Genomic DNA, 16,804 nt, shown 5'->3' with positions numbered 1-16,804 from the left:
TCAAAATATAAAATCCAATGCAAATGATAAAACATTTAACTCTTGAAGTTCTTTCGTAGAGCGCAAATGGTAACTTCCATCGGGACCTTTTGGTACAATATTTTCATACTGAACTTTTAAATCAAAATTTTCATTGATAAAATACTTTAGACCAACTGTTTTTGAGGATTGTGCCAAGTTTTGAGCACGCAGTAGAGTATCTAAGGATGCAACACCTGTATTTGCATCATAAGTTGTGGTATCCATTTCACTTTTTGCATAGGTTACAAAAGGGATGAATTTATCAAAACTATAACCTAATGTAGTGTAGTAACCATGTATGTCTGCAAAAAAACTAGATATTTTTCTTCGTCCATATTCAGTTGAAAATAAAATATTGTTGTAATCTAAAAAGAGACCGATTCCTAAATACTCAGAGTTTTTATCTTTAAATTCATATCTATCGACTAGTGTGTTTAATCCAGATGTGCGTAATCCACCAAAGAGTTGCTCTAGTGAAGCACTTGAAGCTGTTATGTCAGCATTTAGATAGGTAAATCTTGCTTGAAGAGCAGTTGTGCCAAAGGTTAGGTTTATGGCGTAGAGATTATCTATCTCTACTTTTGCTTCTTGATTAATTGAGTGAAGTGGAACATTTAGCCCCTCTTCACCATAATTTGCTTGAAGGGTGTAGAAATATTTATCTATAATATTTGAGTAAATAACCTCGATACCGTTATATGATGAGAATGGGACTTGCCCATAAACTTCAACACTCTCTCGTATCATAAGATTTGAGTAACCTACATTTAGATTTTCGGAATTTTTATAGTATGGAGTTCGAATCCTTCCTATTTTAATGACAATATTTTCGCCAGAGTCATACTTTAGATATCCCCAATCGATGCTTGTTTCAACTTCATCATGATAATTGTTGTTCACGATGCCTTGAGCTAGTAGGGAAAAATTTTCATTGAGAGTAAGTGAAGCCTGCAGACCAAGGAGTGTATCTGTTTTAAAGCTTAAATCCCCAGAAGAGCCATCTTTTTGAAAGATATCTTTTCTGTAGATGTAGTTGCTGTTACTGTTATAAACAGTTCCAATGGTTCCAAAGGTTTTTATATCAACTTCACTTGTATAAAGGAGGGTTGTTGCAGAAAAAAAAACAGTAATAATAGAGAATAAATATTTAAGTTTCATAATAAAACATTATACAATATTAAATACTGTTTTTACAATATTGCTTAGTGTTTATGAAACTTAAAAGCATAAAGTAGATAGAATTACTCATTATTTTTATATTTTTTATTTAAGGAAAATTATGTTTGAAGTAGTAATCGGACTGGAAGTTCATGTTCAGTTAAACACAAAAACTAAACTTTTTTGCTCATGTCCAACAAGTTTTAACCACAAACAAAATACAAATACATGTCCAACTTGTTTAGCACTCCCTGGCGCACTTCCTGTTCTTAACAAAGAAGTTCTAAACAAATCTATAATGTTTGGTACAGCAGTTGATGCTACTATAAATAAAACATCATATTTTGATAGAAAAAGTTACTTTTATCCAGACTCTCCATCTGCTTATCAGATAACTCAACTATATACTCCAGTGGTAGAACATGGAAAGCTCAGAATAGATTTTGAAGACGGTAGCCATAAAACTATTCGTATTAACAGAGCACATATTGAAGCGGATGCTGGAAAAAATATACATGATGGAGCTATCTCAAAGGTAGATTTAAATCGTGCAGGAACACCGCTCCTAGAGATAGTAAGTGAACCTGATATGAGAAGTGCAGAGGAAGTTACACTATATCTTAAAAAACTTCACTCAATCATACGTTATCTTGATATTGGTGATGCAAATATGCAAGAGGGTTCATTTCGCGTAGATGTAAACGTCTCTATCCGTCCAAAAGGTGATGAGAAGTTATACACCCGCGTGGAGATTAAAAATATAAACAGTTTTAGATTTATCCAAAGAGCAATAGAGCTTGAAGTAGAGCGTCAGCGTGATGCGTGGGAAGATGGCACTTATGAGAGTGAGATAGTTCAAGAGACTCGCCTTTTTGATCAAGTAAGACAAGAGACTCGCTCTATGCGTGGCAAAGAAGAAGCTGCTGATTATCGTTATTTTCCAGAGCCAGATTTGCTAAAAACAGTTATAACAGATGAGATGTTGGAGAAATACTCTAAAATCCCAGAGCTTCCAGATGAAAAGATGGCGCGTTTTGTAAAAGATTATGAGATGAATGAGTATAGTGCGAGTGTTTTAACTTCTGCTATAGAGATGGCTCACTATTTTGAAAGTATGATGGAAGAGGGAGTTAGTTCTAAAAATGCACTTACTTGGCTTACAACAGAACTTCAAGGCAGATTTAAAGGAGAGATAAATATATCAAACTCTCCAGTTGATGCAAAAAAATTAGCTCTTTTAGTAAAGAGAATTGAAGATGGCACGATAAGCGGAAAAGCGGCTAAAGATGTACTTGATTATCTGATGCAAAACAGTGTTGATGTAGATAGTGCAATTGATACGCTTGGGCTAAAACAAGTGAGTGATAGTGGTGCGATAGAGGCTATATGTGACGCGGTAATAGCTGCAAATGGCGATAAAGTAACAGAGTATCAAAGTGGAAAAGATAAACTCTTTGGCTTCTTTGTAGGACAAGTTATGAAAGAGTCAAAAGGGAGTGCTAATCCACAAACTGTAAATGACATACTAAAAGCAAAGCTTGGGTAAGAGCTTTGCTTAAGTCTCTGCTCTTAGATACAGCATACAAAATTAACACCTCAAAGAACTACACAAAAACAAGACATTTTTTTTATAATCTTTTAGAAAACAGTAACTATAAATATAAAAAAGTTTTTGATTTTTTTATGATAGCACTTATCTTTTCAAGTGTTTTTATTCTCATAAGAGAGGTAAAATCACATGTAAACGATGAACTTCTCTTTTATAACAACTATGTGGTATCAGTTATATTTTTTATAGAATATATGCTTAGGTTTTGGATAAGCAGCAGTGTTACAGAAGCAATTATAAAACAGAGCGAAGATGATGTTATGCTAGGGCATGAATTTAATCTCTCTATTGCCTTAAAGAAGATTTTTTATCAAAAAATAAAATATATTATTTCCATAAAAGCTATCATAGATTTACTTGCTATTCTTCCGTTTTTTCATGAATTAAGACTTCTTAGGCTTTTTATTCTCTTTCGTGTTTTTAAACTTTTTAGATATGCAAGGAGCATTCAAGTTTTCACTTCAGTAATCACTGCTAAAAAATTTGAATTTTTAACACTGCTTATTTTTGCTTCCATAGTAGTTTTCGTCTCATCTGTGCTTATTTATGTAATGGAGGCAAATAATCCAGATTCGCCAATAAACACTTTATTTGAAGCCCTATACTGGTCTGTTGTTACAATCTCTACTGTTGGATATGGAGATATAACCCCAATTACAGAGGCTGGAAGAGTTGTTGCTATTTTTGTTATCATAGCAGGAATTGCAGTTTTTTCATTTACAACATCTTTGATAGTTACCGCATTTACTGAAAAACTAGATGAGATAAAAGATACAAAGCTAATCGATGATATTGCAAAAAAAAGAGAGTTTTATCTAATTTGTGGATATGAGAATCTCTCTAAAGAGGTTGCAAAAAAACTTGTACAAAACAGTGAAGTGGTTATTTTAGAAGAGAATGAACAAAAAGTTTTACAGGCTAAAAAAGATGGGTTTTTCGCACTTCACTATGATCCTGGAAGTATTGATAGTTATCGAAAACTTCGTATAAATATAGGTACTCAGGTAAGTGCTATTTTATGCTTAAGTCATAGCGATGTAGAAAATGTTTACACTGCTTTGACTATTCGCTCTTTTAACAAAGATGTTTTTATACTCTCAATTTTAAAAGCTAAAGCAAATAGAAACAAACTACTTTTTGCAGGTGTAAATGAACTTTTGTATGAAAAAGAGTTGGTTGGAATGATAGCAAAAGAGTTTGTTGGGCAACCTGTTGCATTTGAAGCTATTCACGCTCTGCAATCTAACTATAACGGTGTAGAGATGCAAGAAATTATTATAAATGAGAGAATTATAGATAGTTTTAAAATTGTAGGTGAGATAGAGTGCCATAAACATAGAGTTATACTCTTAGGTATCTATAAAAAAAGTGAAAAAAATTTCTATTTCAATCCGCTAAGTGAGACATCTTTAGAGGTTGGTGATTATCTTCTTCTTATAGGAAATATACAATTTATCAAAGAGTTTACAGATACTTTGCACAAAGGAAAAGAGTGATGCACAAGATAGCTTTAATATTTGGGCATAATGATTATACTTTTGAGATAGAAAAAAATATAAAATCTCACTACAAAAAGATATATATTTTTGAACTTGATGAGCAGGGCGGCTCTAAGGAGAGTAATGGATATGAGATACAAACTTTTGACTTGAGTGAAGATTGGGATGAGTTAAGAGAAATTGTTAATATAGATGAGTGTGAAGCATTTTGCATCTTGGAGGAGATGTCAAAAAATATATTTTTAACTCTTTCTCTTCGTGATACATTTGAAAATTTAAAGATTGTAGCACTCTCTCAAGATAAAGAGAGTACAGATAAACTTATCTTAGCAGGAGCTTCTAAGATTCTTCCAACTACACAAACTACTGCCAATATCATTGTCGAGATGATTAAAAAACCAATAGTGACGGAAGTTTTACATAATATTTTATATGAAAAAAGTAATCTTAAAATTGCTCAAGTGATGGTGAAAAATGCTCAATATTTTAATGGAATTTATTCATCAGATGTAGATTGGAGCAAAGAGTATAATATTACAGTTTTATCTGTTATAGATGAAGAGGGTGATACGGAATTTATCTACTCAGCTAAGGCAAAACACCAACAGATAAAAAATGGTTATCAATTTGTTGTTGTTGGATTTGATATAGATATAATAGAGTTTGAAAAACTAATAGGAGGCGCAAATGAGTAAAGTTGGAGTAATCGGAGCTGGAAAATGGGGGAGCGCTTTAGCTTTTGCACTGAGTGAGAAATGTGAAGTATATATAACTTCAAGAACTCCAAGGGATATGAAAAATTTTGTCTCTTTAGAGGAGATTTTGAGATTAGAGTATTTAGTCATAGCAATACCTGCACAACAAGTTTCCTCATGGCTAAGAGAGCATTTTATCTACAATAATCATAAAGTATTAGTTGCTGCAAAAGGGATTGAAGCAACAAGTGGAAAATTTTTAAATGAGATATATGAAGAGCATGTACCAAATGAAAAGATAGCTTTTCTCTCAGGTCCATCATTTGCAACAGAGGTTATGAAATCTCTGCCTACCGCACTTGTCATAAACTCAATAAATGAAGAGTTAAGTGCAGAGTTTGCTTGTTTTTTCCCATCATTTATAAAAACATATACATCAACTGATATTGCAGGTGCTGAGGTTGCAGGTGCTTATAAAAATGTTATAGCAATTGCCGCTGGTATCTGCGAGGGACTTGGGCTTGGAAAAAATGCAGCAGCTTCACTGATTTCAAGAGGTTTAGTTGAGATGCAGAGATTTGGCAAAGTCTATGGTGCGAAAGATGAGAGTTTCATAGGATTAAGCGGAGCGGGGGATCTTTTTTTAACCGCATCTTCGACTATGAGCAGAAATTTTCGTGTCGGTTTAGGCATAGCTGAGGGAAAATCTAAAGAGCAAATAGTCGAGGAGTTAGGAGAAGTAGCCGAGGGAATAGGGACTACTTACGCACTCTACTCAATTGCAAAAGAGAAAGATTTATATCTTCCAATTGCAAGAGAAGTTTATTACATGTTAGAAGGCTTAGATCCACATGTAAGCCTTCGCAATTTCTTATCTAATTAGAGTGTTTAAAACTTTTTTTCTAAAATATAAGTTGATATTTTTCTAATCTCTTCGGCAGTAACTTTACCCTCAAGTGAAGGCATAACGCCAAATTTCTGTTTTGTATCTACAGGAAAGAGCATTTTGTCTTCACTTGGATGGAGTGCATAATCAATTATATAGCTGATTTTGTCCTCTTCATTTTCATATCGTTCCCTTGCTTTTTTTGCAATTGCCCAGTATGGAGGTGCTTTCATGTTGTCTAACTTCTCTTTTGTAATGGCGCCCATAAGATGGCACTCGCCACATTTTTTAGTTGCAAGCTCCTCTGGCGATTCTGAAGCGAACATAGTGCACAGTGCACCTACAATTAAAGATAAACTAACTATTTTTTTCATAACAACACCCTTTTATAAAATTTAATAATTAGGATTATAACATACAATTATTCAAAGAACATAATTAACGTCTGTACCTAAATAAATTTATAGTTTTACTGATATAACTATTTTATTTCTTCAGCACAAACTCTATTTCTGCCACTGTTTTTTGCTCTATATAGAGCATCATCTGCTCTCTTTAGGGCAAATTTAATATCGTCTTCGTGCTCTACATCTATCTGAGCTACACCTATGCTTATTGTAAATTTGAACTCTTTGTTTGTGGGAGCTTCCATAGTCAATGATTCTACTAATATTCGTATCTTCTGTGCTATATTAGTGGCATCTTTAAGTGAGGTGTTCGGTAACAGTATTACAAACTCTTCACCTCCATATCTGCAAACAATGTCACTCTTTCTTTGATGTTCAACAAGAAGTCGTGATAAAGCAATTAGCACTTCATCACCAAACTGATGTCCATATGTATCGTTTACGACTTTAAATCGGTCAATATCAATCATAAGTATAGATAAATTATTTTTCTCTCTCTTAGATAGATGCAACACCTTTGCTGATATCTCTGTAAAATACCTTCTATTGTAGAGCTTAGTCATAGAATCAGTAGATGCTAAAAGCTTTAACTCTATCTGTTTTAGTTTTTCTTCCTCTTTCTCCTGTTCCATTATTATAAATTTATAAGAAACTAAATAAGAGAGTAACATCGCCTCTATAATAAGACCTATGCTCGTTCCATGAGATGATATGTAATTAGCATCTGCAATGCCCAAATAATATAAAAGAGCATAAACACTAAATATCAAATACAATGTATGTGCAATTAAAAATATTTTTATTAGTTTATCGCCTTTTTTGCAGATTCTAATACTAATCCACATAAAAACAATAAGGGCATAAGTGAGCGAGGAGGACATAATTTCTAATGCACTATTGAAATCTATAAGTCCATATATAAAGTTTGCCAATGATACAAAGATAATACTATTTAGTAATTTATGCTCATTGATGTATTGTTCTTTTGTTTTGAAAATTGTTTGAATAAAAAGTGCTAAAAAAATTGGAGACAACATCATACCAAAATTGAATTTTACTGGAATATCGCCATAAACTTGAAAATAGTGTGCCATTGAACCATAGGCGTAAAATATCCACAGAGTAGTTGATAGTAGATATAGGGAGTAGTATAAATACTCTTTATACCTTGAAGATATAAATATAAGAAAATTATATAGAGCCAAAGCTAATAACAACCCAGATATAAGTACTGAATCTACTTTTTCATATATTAAATATTTAGTGGACTCTTTTTGGGAGAATATAAAAAAATTATAAAAATGATAAGCAGGAGTTTTTTGATGAACATATATTGTTTTGCTCTCATGTGAATCAAGCGTAAACTCAAAAATAGCATCCGCACCACTTAATTGCTCATGCGCTTTATCAGAGTATGGAGAAATCAGCTCTTTTTTTATTAGGTTATTGCTGCTGTCTGTTTCAAAATACTCTAAACTTATATATTTATATGCTACGTCTTGATGTAGAAAAAGCCTCTGTTTCTCTTTGGTTGCATTAAATAGTTCTATTTTTATCCAAGCCTCTTTTACTTTAACTCCTAAAGAGTCTCTGTTTTTGCCTTGCACAAATTTCATGGATGCTACATCTTCAAATTTTAACTCATCTGTATCATCAATAAAATAGCTTAGTTCAAAATCTGTAATGGCAGATTTATCTGAATCTATATTTACTACTGGCTGCGCTAGGGATAGTGAGAAGAGCGATAAAAATAGCACTAATAATCTCATATTTTTTCTTTACTGTTTTATTTTAGTTGGTATATAACTACTTTTTAAAGCATACAAATTTAAACCCAATGATTTATCTTTAAATTGTACTTATCTAAATATTCAATAAGACTGAATTTCTAACTAATATAAAGATAACTCTCTATTTTGAAGGATTTCTACAATCTTATTAGTTATTAAGGAGCTAGAGTATAGACTAAAAGGAGAATCATTTTACTAAAAAATCTTATTTAAAAACATTTTATTACAGATTTAAATATGGTAAATAGGGGGATAAATATATGAATATAGACAAAAAAACTTTTGATGAGGCAAAAACTCTTGCTGCTTCGTGGCAAAAAAATATAGAGAAAAATAGAATAGACTCCGAGAAAAAATTTCATGCTATTATGAAACGCCTTCTTAGTGATTCTAAAAACAAGATATTTCTTATAGAGTTGCTTGATCAGAGCTTTAGATCACTTGATAACAATCGTATAGCCAATCAGTTAGAGTATAATTTTAACAAGTATAACAACACAACTTTTTTTACAAAGTTTGAACAGTTATTGGTTTCTCTCTTTCGCAATCTTGGTATCTACTTTCCTTCTATCTCAATTCCACTTTTCATTGCCTACTTAAGAGATGATGTAAAAAATATAGTTATTAAAGGGGAAGATGCCTCCTTAAATGCGCATCTTCAAAAGCGTTTGGCTCAGAAGACAAGAGTAAATATCAATATAATCGGTGAGGCAGTGCTAGGCGAAGCAGAAGCTAAAGAGAGAGTTGAAAAATATATATCTCTACTTCAAAACCCAAACATAGATTATGTCTCTATAAAAATCTCTACAATATTTTCACAAATAAATCCTATCTCCCATCACTGGAGTATTGAGCAAATCTCATTAAGACTTCAAAAGATATATAGAGCCGCAATTCAAAACAACTCAAAGTTTATAAATCTTGACATGGAAGAGTACAGAGATATAAATCTAACAATAGATGTTTTTATAAAAACTCTCTCCCTTGATGAGTTTAAAAATCTTCATGCTGGAATCGTTCTTCAAGCGTATATTCCAGAGACAATGACACATTTAAAAAAACTATATGAGTGGGCAAAGAGAAGAGTTGATGATGGCGGGGCCAGCATAAAGGTAAGGCTTGTAAAAGGTGCAAATCAAGAGATGGAACTTACAGAAGCTTCACTTAGAGATTGGGAGTGTGTAACTTATTTAGATAAGGCTCAAAGCGATGCAAATTTCAAGCTTTTAATGGATTTTCTAATAGATAAAGAGGTCTCGCCATATATACATGTAGGCATTGCATCTCATAATCTTTTTGATCAAGCGCTTGGCTATATACTCGCAAAACAAAGAGGAGTTTTGAAATACTTTAGTGCTGAGATGCTTGAGGGTATGAGTGAGACGGCTTATCATATACTAAAGCAAGAAGATATTAAAGTTATACTATACGCTCCAACTGCAACTTCAAAGACATTTACAAATGCTATAGCTTATCTTGTTAGAAGATTTGATGAAAACACCGCACAGCAAAACTTTCTAAGACATAGTTTTGGGCTTAAAGTTGGAAGTGAGGCTTGGGCGATTTTGCTCAAAAGTTATGAGGACTCAATAGATGCGCTAAATTCACTTCCCAAAGAGCCATATAGAAAACAAGATAGAAACACAGAAGTGTTTGAGAATATTGATAATGTTGATGGATATATTTTTAAAAATGAGAGTGATACGGATTTTACCCTTACACAAAACCAAATTTGGGCTGATAAAATTCGAGATAAATATAAAAATATCTCAAAAGAGGAGCCTCTAAGAGTCCACATTGTAGTTGGTGGCAAAGAGCTTATGAGCCAAGAAGTAAAAGAGGTTATGGATAAATCTCAAAATATCACTCTTCATAGATGCTTTATGGCTGGTGAAGATGTGTTAAAAGAAGCCATAGAGGTTGCAAAGAGTGATGTAGATGCTTGGAGTGAGCTAACACTTAAAGAGAGAACAAAAGTGCTCATGAACGTGGCAAATGAGTTTAGAAAAAACAGAGGTTTACTGATAGGGATTGCTGCAGCAGAGCTTGGCAAAATCTTTAGCGAGAGTGATGTTGAAATATCTGAGGCGATAGACTTTTTAAACTTTTATCCATACAGTCTAAAAAAACTAAACGAATTAGATGGCATAAAGCTAGAAGAAAAAGGAGTTGGTTTAGTTATAAGTCCTTGGAATTTTCCAATAGCTATAGCAGTTGGAGGAGTCGCAGCAGCTCTTGCATGTGGAAATAGGGTTATTTTAAAACCATCCTCAGATGCCTTGCTTTGCGGATATATGCTTTGTAAATGTTTTTGGGATGCTGGAGTTAGTAAAAACACTCTACAGTTTATTCCAACGCAGGGAGAATTAGCTGGTGAGTTTCTTCTAAAGAGTAAAGATATCGATTTTGTTATATTTACAGGAAGTGAAAAAACTGCTTATAAGATGTTGAAAAATCGTCCAGAAATTCATTTAAGTGCAGAGACTGGTGGAAAAGATGCAACCATAGTTACAGCGTTGAGTGATAGAGATCAAGCTATCAAAAATGTAGTTGCCTCAGCCTTTAACAATTCTGGACAAAAATGTTCGGCTACTTCACTTTTAATTCTTGAGAGAGAGGTATATGAAGATGAAGAGTTTAAAAAAATGCTCATTGATGCAACACTCTCTTTACATGTAGGCTCAGTTTGGGATACACAAAACAGAATTAGCTCACTAGTAAATATCCCATCAGGAAATTTGAAGTATGCGTTAGAGCATTTAGACGATGGTGAAGAGTGGCTTATAGCCCCTAGTTTTGAAGATTCAAATCCTTACATGTTAAAACCATCCATTAGATGGGGAACAAAAAAAGGGGATTTTTGTCATATGAACGAGCTTTTTGGTCCAGTTTTAAGTGTAATGTGCGCAGAAGATTTAGATGATGCACTCTCTTTAGTAAACTCAACAGGGTATGGGCTAACTTCAGGAATTGAGAGCCTTGATGAGAGAGAGGTTTTGAAGTTTAAAGAGAATCTAATGGCTGGAAATCTCTACATAAACCGTATGACAACTGGAGCTGTAGTGTTGAGACAACCTTTTGGCGGCATGGGTAAATCAGCGATAGGAAGCGGCAAAAAAGCAGGTGGGTTTAACTATGTTTCTCAGTTTGTAAATATCTCTTGTGACTTTTTATCAGAGCAAAAATCAGCTCCTCATCCATACTTGAGAAATCTTCAAGAGATTTTAAAGGATGAAGATAACTACAGAGAAACTTTAGAAAAAAGTATCAAGACTATTGGGAATTTTGCCTACCATTTAAAGAACGAGTTTTTACAAGAGCATGACTATTCAAATATTAGAGGACAAAGCAATATTAACAGATACTTACATGTAAAAAAAATGATGCTAGTTATAGACACTAATGACGCACTTTATGAGATACTATGCTCGATTGCAGCAGCTAAACTCTCGAGGGTAAAGCTACATGTAAGCTTACCAAAAGAGCTTTACTCAGACGAGCTTTTATGGCTTATAAGTAAAAAAACTCTTCTACTTGATGAGCATGACTCTCTTGCATGTGAGACTCTTGAAGAGTCTATTGAGTCTATGAGAGCATCAGCGAGAGTTAGATATTTGAGTAAAGAGAACATAAGAAGAGAAGTTTATGAACAGATGGCAAAAGATGCAAGACATATTGCAAGCGAGCCTTTTATACCTCATGGTAGAGTTGAGCTTATGCACTACTTTTTAGAGCAAAGTATCTCTCATAATTACCATAGATATGGAAATATAGGTCTTTACACTTTTAAGAAGAAGGAGGAGAAGTAGATGCAAACACCGCTTTTAATATCATTTGCTATATACATGTTAGGGATGATTGGTATTGGGATTTATTTTTATTTTAAGACTGATGATTTGAGTGATTATGTTCTAGGAGGACGAGGGTTGGGACCAGGAGTAACTGCTCTGAGCGCTGGTGCATCAGACATGAGTGGATGGCTTCTTTTAGGGCTTCCGGGAATGATGTTTAGAGATGGTTTGGTTGGCAGTTGGATTGCAGTTGGGCTCTTTATTGGAGCATATTTAAATTGGCATTATGTAGCAAAACCGCTTCGTGTATATACTCATCATCTCAATGATTCAATTACTATCCCTGATTATTTCTCAAATAGATTTAAAGAGAGAAAAAACTATCTTCGAATTACAACTGCGATTGTTATTCTTATTTTTTATACGCTCTACACATCTTCAGGGCTTGTTGGCGGAGCCAAGCTTTTTGAAGCTACTTTTAACTTAGAGTATTCAACTGCTCTTATTGTTGGGAGTGTTATTATAGTTTCATATACGTTCTTAGGCGGATATAACGCTGTAAGCTGGACGGATTTTATTCAAGGCATTCTTATGATGATTGCTCTTGTTATAACTCCTGTTGTGGTTTTGTATGAGATAGGTGGTGTTGGTGAGGCTATAAAAATCATAGAACTTCATGACGCTTCAATGCTTGATATATTTAGGGGTAGCTCACTTATAGGTATCATCTCACTTCTTTCTTGGGGGCTTGGGTATTTTGGACAACCTCATATTCTAGTACGATTTATGTCCATTAGAGATGAAAATGAGATTCATCGTGCAAAAGCTATAGGTATGAGCTGGATGGGTATATCAATACTAGGCTCTCTTGCTGTTGGATTTTTTGGGTTTGTTTATGTTGTAGCAAATGGGGTTGATTTACAAGATAGTGAGAAGATTTTTATAACTCTCTCCCAACTTCTGTTTAATCCTTGGATAGCAGGATTTTTGCTTGCAGCCATTTTAGCAGCAATAATGAGTACAATCGATTCCCAACTCCTTGTTTCATCTTCTGTTTTAACTAGAGATATTTATCATGCTATCCTTAGAAAGGATGCAAGCGACAAAGAGCTAGTCTGGGTTGGTCGCTCTACTGTTATAGTAATAGCCATAATAGCTTGGTACATCTCAAGTGATGAAAACTCTAGTGTATTGCAACTTGTATCTTATGCTTGGGCTGGTTTTGGTGCGGCTTTTGGACCGCTTATAATTCTCTCTCTTTACAATCAAAATATAACAAAAGTTGGTGCAATAGCAGGAATGATAGTTGGCTCTTTGAGTGTTATTATCTATAAAAATTTAGAGGGTGGAATCTTTGACATGTATGAACTTCTACCTGGATTTATCTTAGCTTGGATTGCTATATTAATCTTTAGCAGAGTTGGTGAGGGTGCTTCTAGTGAGAATAAAGAGATATTTAGCGAGGTTAGAGATAAGTTAAAATAGTTTTAAAAATGATAAAATATATAAATATCAAAAAAAAGAGAATTGAATGGCAGATACAGTTATATATAAAAAAATAGCAGTTGCGATTTTAATAGCATTCATAGTTTTTTTACTCTCTTTTATCCCTTTTAACCTAACTCAAGCGGTTTTGCTTGGAGTTATTGCTTTTTTAGTGGTGCTTTGGACAAATGAGGCTCTGCCACTTGGAGTTGTCTCTTTACTTCCTATTGTTTTGTTTCCATCTTTTGGCATTTTATCTACAAATCTTACAACTCAAAACTATGCAAATCCCATAATTTTCCTCTTTTTGGGAGGGTTTTTTATAGCAATTGCTGTTGAGAAGAGCAATCTACATAGATGGATAGCGCAAAAAATGTTCTCTATTTTTCCAGCTACCGCACGTGGAGTTATATTTTCTCTAACGATTGCTTCTGGAGTTTTAAGCTCTCTTTTGTCAAATACAACAACAGCACTTCTACTTATTCCAATCGCACTCTTCTTAAGTGATGAGGCAAAACTAAAGATGAGGTTTGCTCTTGGCGTTGCTTATGGTGCTAGTGTTGGTGGTATTTTGACTCCAATTGGAACTCCGCCAAATCTTATTTTGCTTGGATTTATGCAAGATAAAGGGATGGAAGCTTTCTCTTTTGTAGAGTGGATGTGGATGATGGCTCCTTTGGTTGTAATTATGCTCATAGTTGTTTCATATCTTCTTAGTATTGGATGTAGTGATGCAAAAATATCTTTTAAAGAGGATAAAAAAACTCTAAACAAAGATCAAAAAAAGATACTTCTACTTCTTGGTGGAGTGGTTATGCTTCTTTTACTAAACGCTCCGCTTGGATCGCACTGGAGTGGACTTGGGTTAAATGAGAGTGTTATTTTGCTTGGCGGAGGACTTTTGCTTTTTGCTCCGCCTTTTTCTATTCTTGATTGGATGGATGACAAAGGAAAAGTTCCATTTAGGATAATGTTTCTCTTTGGTGCAGGATTCTCAATAGCTACCGCTTTTAGCGCAACTTCCCTAGCAAGTGAACTTGCCTCTTATCTTATAGCTTTGAGTGATTTTCCTACTCTGTTTGTACTCCTGTGTATCGCAATTCTTGTAACTTTTACAACAGAGATAACTTCAAATACTGCACTAATCTCTGTAATGCTTCCAATTATTTACGCTCTGGCAATCCAAACAAATATGGACGCCAAACTATTTATGATGGTAGCAACTGTTTGTGCGAGTTACGCTTTTATGCTTCCAATAGCAACACCTCCAAATGCCATAGCCATGAGCAGTGGCGCTCTTAATGTAAAAGATATGCTTAGATATGGATTTTTGCTAAACCTCATAGGTGTCTTTTTTGTAGTAGTTATCGCTGAATTTTTTTGGAGATAATCACTTAAGAGCCTCTATCTTTAAACAACATGTAGAAATCTTTAAGTATCAATCCCGCCATAAAAAACCATAAAATATTTAAAATATAGTTGTTATTTAAACCATTGTTATAAAGATAAGGAAATACTATAAAAAATGGCCATTTGAAGAAGTAGAAAAATAGTATGCCCGAGCCATATAGCTCTTTTAAAATTCTTTTCATAAGTCTATTTTATCGTTTTTGGGTAGAATTTCACAAAAAAAGAGATAAAAATGATAGTTCACATAGTTATGTTTAAGTTTAAAGATGAGAGTAAAGAGTCAAATATAAAAGAGGTGCAAAAGAGGTTAAATGCTTTAGTTACACTTATCCATGAGCTAAAATTTATGGAGGTAGGTGTTAATTTTACTGATTCAGATAGAGCGTTTGACCTCTGTTTATACTCAACATTTGAGAGTAAAGAAGATATGGCAATTTATGCTATTCACCCTGAACATTTAAAGGTAGTGGAGCTTATAAAGACCGTAACGCTTGAGTCAAAAGTGGTCGATTATATTTTATAAAAACATAAAAAGAGTATAAATTTTTAAAGTATTAAGAGTATCTACATGTAAAGAAAATTCTTACATGCAGATAGATAATTTTAAGATTTTACACTCAAGCCTAAAGCTTTTGCAACACCTACACCATAAGCTGGGTCTGCTTTTGTACAGTTGTCTATATGTCTTTTTTTAATCATATCTGGGGCATCACCCATAGCTCTTGCTGTGTTTTCAAAAAGAACTTGTTTTTGCTCTTTACTCATAAGTTGAAAGAGCATTCTAGGTTGTGTGAAATTATCATCATCCATCTCCCATCGGGAAGCTCCACCATCAATGTCGAGTATCGGTTCAGCATACTCTTTTTGCTCTTGCCACTCCTCATAAGAGTTTGGCTCGTACCCAATCGTTGCTCCAGCATTGCCATCAACTCTCATTAAGCCATCTCTATGATAACTGTTTGTTGGGCATTTTGGAGCATTTACAGGGATGAGGTTATGGTTGACTCCGAGTCTGTATCTTTGTGCATCGCCGTATGAGAAAAGTCTTCCTTGAAGCATCTTATCAGGTGAAAAGCCAATTCCATTTACAACGCTTGCAGGATTAAATGCAGCTTGTTCTACATCTGCAAAATAGTTTTCTGGGTTGCGGTTTAGCTCAAACTCTCCAACTTCTATGAGTGGATAATCTTTTTTAAGCCACACTCTTGTTAAATCAAAAGGGTTGAACTTATAGTGCTTTGCATCTTCTTCGCTCATAATTTGGACAAACATTTTCCACTTTGGAAAATCACCTTTTTCTATACTTTCAAACAAATCTTGCTGATGGCTCTCTCTATTTTTTCCAACCAAAATTTCAGCCTCTTCATCTGTTAAGTTTTTGATACCTTGTTGGCTAACAAAATGAAACTTAACCCAATGTCTCTCATTTTTAGCATTGATGAAGCTAAAAGTGTGACTGCCAAATCCATGCATGTGACGGTAAGAATAAGGGATACCTCTATCGCTCATTGTAATGGTTACTTGATGCAGAGCTTCTGGCAAGCTAGTCCAAAAATCCCAGTTATTTTTTGCACTTCTCATATTCGTTTTTGGATCTCGTTTTACTGCATGGTTTAAATCTGGAAACTTGAGTGGGTCTCTTAGAAAAAACACAGGTGTATTGTTACCAACTAAGTCCCAATTGCCCTCTTCCGTATAAAACTTAAGAGCAAAACCACGGATATCTCTCTCTGCATCTGCAGCACCTCTCTCGCCTGCAACAGTAGAAAATCTTGCAAACATCTCTGTTTTTTTGCCAATTTCAGAGAAGATTTTTGCTTTGGTGTATTTTGTGATGTCATGTGTAACCGTGAACTTTCCAAATGCACCAGAACCTTTTGCATGCATACGTCTCTCGGGAATAACTTCCCTATCAAAATGTGCCATTTTTTCCAAATACCATACATCTTGAAGCATCATAGGACCCCTTGCCCCTGCGGTAAGTGAGTTGTTATTATCTGCAACAGGTGCACCAAAAGCGGTTGTTAGTCTCTTTTTCATTGATTCTCCTTAT

The 16,804-nt window shown here is 34.2% G+C and carries 13 protein-coding genes; 8 read left to right on the top strand and 5 right to left on the bottom strand.

Translation table 11 applies throughout. The annotated features are described in order from the left end of the window. The gene (locus SUDEN_RS06975; RefSeq protein ID WP_011372964.1) at positions 1-1,179 is read right to left on the bottom strand and encodes a hypothetical protein; all 1,179 of its coding nucleotides are present in this window, start codon (positions 1,177-1,179) and stop codon (positions 1-3) included. A 121-nt stretch (positions 1,180-1,300) separates the two neighbouring features. Here SUDEN_RS06975 and gatB point away from each other — a divergent pair, with 121 nt between their 5' ends. The 4 genes from gatB to SUDEN_RS06955 are packed head-to-tail and all read left to right on the top strand — an operon-like array spanning position 1,301 to position 5,865. Beyond that, positions 1,301-2,725, top strand: a complete 1,425-nt coding sequence (gene gatB, locus SUDEN_RS06970) for an Asp-tRNA(Asn)/Glu-tRNA(Gln) amidotransferase subunit GatB (protein ID WP_011372963.1) — start codon at positions 1,301-1,303, stop codon at positions 2,723-2,725. A 5-nt stretch (positions 2,726-2,730) separates the two neighbouring features. Further along, positions 2,731-4,284 carry an ion transporter gene (locus SUDEN_RS11585; RefSeq protein ID WP_011372962.1) on the top strand — a complete coding sequence of 518 codons (1,554 nt, stop codon included), beginning with the start codon at positions 2,731-2,733 and terminating at the stop codon, positions 4,282-4,284. Next, positions 4,284-4,982 carry an NAD-binding protein gene (locus tag SUDEN_RS06960; protein WP_011372961.1) on the top strand — a complete coding sequence of 233 codons (699 nt, stop codon included), beginning with the start codon at positions 4,284-4,286 and terminating at the stop codon, positions 4,980-4,982. The genes SUDEN_RS11585 and SUDEN_RS06960 overlap by 1 nt, the downstream gene beginning before the upstream one ends. Continuing rightward, complete coding sequence (locus SUDEN_RS06955; RefSeq protein WP_011372960.1) at positions 4,975-5,865, top strand: NAD(P)H-dependent glycerol-3-phosphate dehydrogenase; 891 nt, start codon at positions 4,975-4,977, stop codon at positions 5,863-5,865. The genes SUDEN_RS06960 and SUDEN_RS06955 overlap by 8 nt, the downstream gene beginning before the upstream one ends. A gap of 5 nt (positions 5,866-5,870) precedes the next feature. Here SUDEN_RS06955 and SUDEN_RS06950 read toward each other — a convergent pair whose 3' ends face one another. Both SUDEN_RS06950 and SUDEN_RS06945 read right to left on the bottom strand, forming a co-directional pair. After that, on the bottom strand, positions 5,871-6,242 hold the full coding sequence (locus SUDEN_RS06950; protein WP_011372959.1) for a c-type cytochrome: 372 nt from the start codon (positions 6,240-6,242) through the stop codon (positions 5,871-5,873). 107 nt (positions 6,243-6,349) lie between these two features. Next, complete coding sequence (locus SUDEN_RS06945) at positions 6,350-8,044, bottom strand: sensor domain-containing diguanylate cyclase (RefSeq protein ID WP_011372958.1); 1,695 nt, start codon at positions 8,042-8,044, stop codon at positions 6,350-6,352. A 281-nt stretch (positions 8,045-8,325) separates the two neighbouring features. Between SUDEN_RS06945 and SUDEN_RS06940 the strand changes: the two genes are divergently transcribed. The 3 genes from SUDEN_RS06940 to SUDEN_RS06930 are packed head-to-tail and all read left to right on the top strand — an operon-like array spanning position 8,326 to position 14,731. After that, positions 8,326-11,874, top strand: a complete 3,549-nt coding sequence (locus SUDEN_RS06940) for a bifunctional proline dehydrogenase/L-glutamate gamma-semialdehyde dehydrogenase (protein WP_011372957.1) — start codon at positions 8,326-8,328, stop codon at positions 11,872-11,874. Further along, positions 11,875-13,341 (top strand): sodium/proline symporter PutP, encoded by a 1,467-nt coding sequence (putP, locus tag SUDEN_RS06935; protein WP_011372956.1) that lies wholly within the window; start codon positions 11,875-11,877, stop codon positions 13,339-13,341. Between the two features lie 46 nt (positions 13,342-13,387). Continuing rightward, positions 13,388-14,731 carry an SLC13 family permease gene (locus SUDEN_RS06930; RefSeq protein WP_011372955.1) on the top strand — a complete coding sequence of 448 codons (1,344 nt, stop codon included), beginning with the start codon at positions 13,388-13,390 and terminating at the stop codon, positions 14,729-14,731. Positions 14,732-14,735: 4 nt separating this feature from the next. Here SUDEN_RS06930 and SUDEN_RS11210 read toward each other — a convergent pair whose 3' ends face one another. Next, positions 14,736-14,933, bottom strand: a complete 198-nt coding sequence (locus tag SUDEN_RS11210; protein WP_083756764.1) for a hypothetical protein — start codon at positions 14,931-14,933, stop codon at positions 14,736-14,738. A 50-nt stretch (positions 14,934-14,983) separates the two neighbouring features. On the opposite strand from SUDEN_RS11210, the gene SUDEN_RS06925 reads away from it, so the two are divergent. Continuing rightward, the gene (locus tag SUDEN_RS06925; RefSeq protein WP_011372954.1) at positions 14,984-15,274 is read left to right on the top strand and encodes a Dabb family protein; all 291 of its coding nucleotides are present in this window, start codon (positions 14,984-14,986) and stop codon (positions 15,272-15,274) included. 80 nt (positions 15,275-15,354) lie between these two features. Here the strand turns inward: SUDEN_RS06925 and SUDEN_RS06920 are convergent, their stop codons facing one another. After that, a complete protein-coding gene (locus tag SUDEN_RS06920) occupies positions 15,355-16,791 on the bottom strand; it encodes a catalase (protein WP_011372953.1) in 1,437 nt (478 codons plus the stop codon). Positions 16,792-16,804: the final 13 nt, after the last annotated feature.

Source organism: Sulfurimonas denitrificans DSM 1251 (genome assembly GCF_000012965.1).
Taxonomy (GTDB): domain Bacteria; phylum Campylobacterota; class Campylobacteria; order Campylobacterales; family Sulfurimonadaceae; genus Sulfurimonas; species Sulfurimonas denitrificans.
The sequence above is the reverse complement of the archived record's forward strand: the minus strand, read 5'-3'. Positions and strand labels throughout refer to the sequence as shown.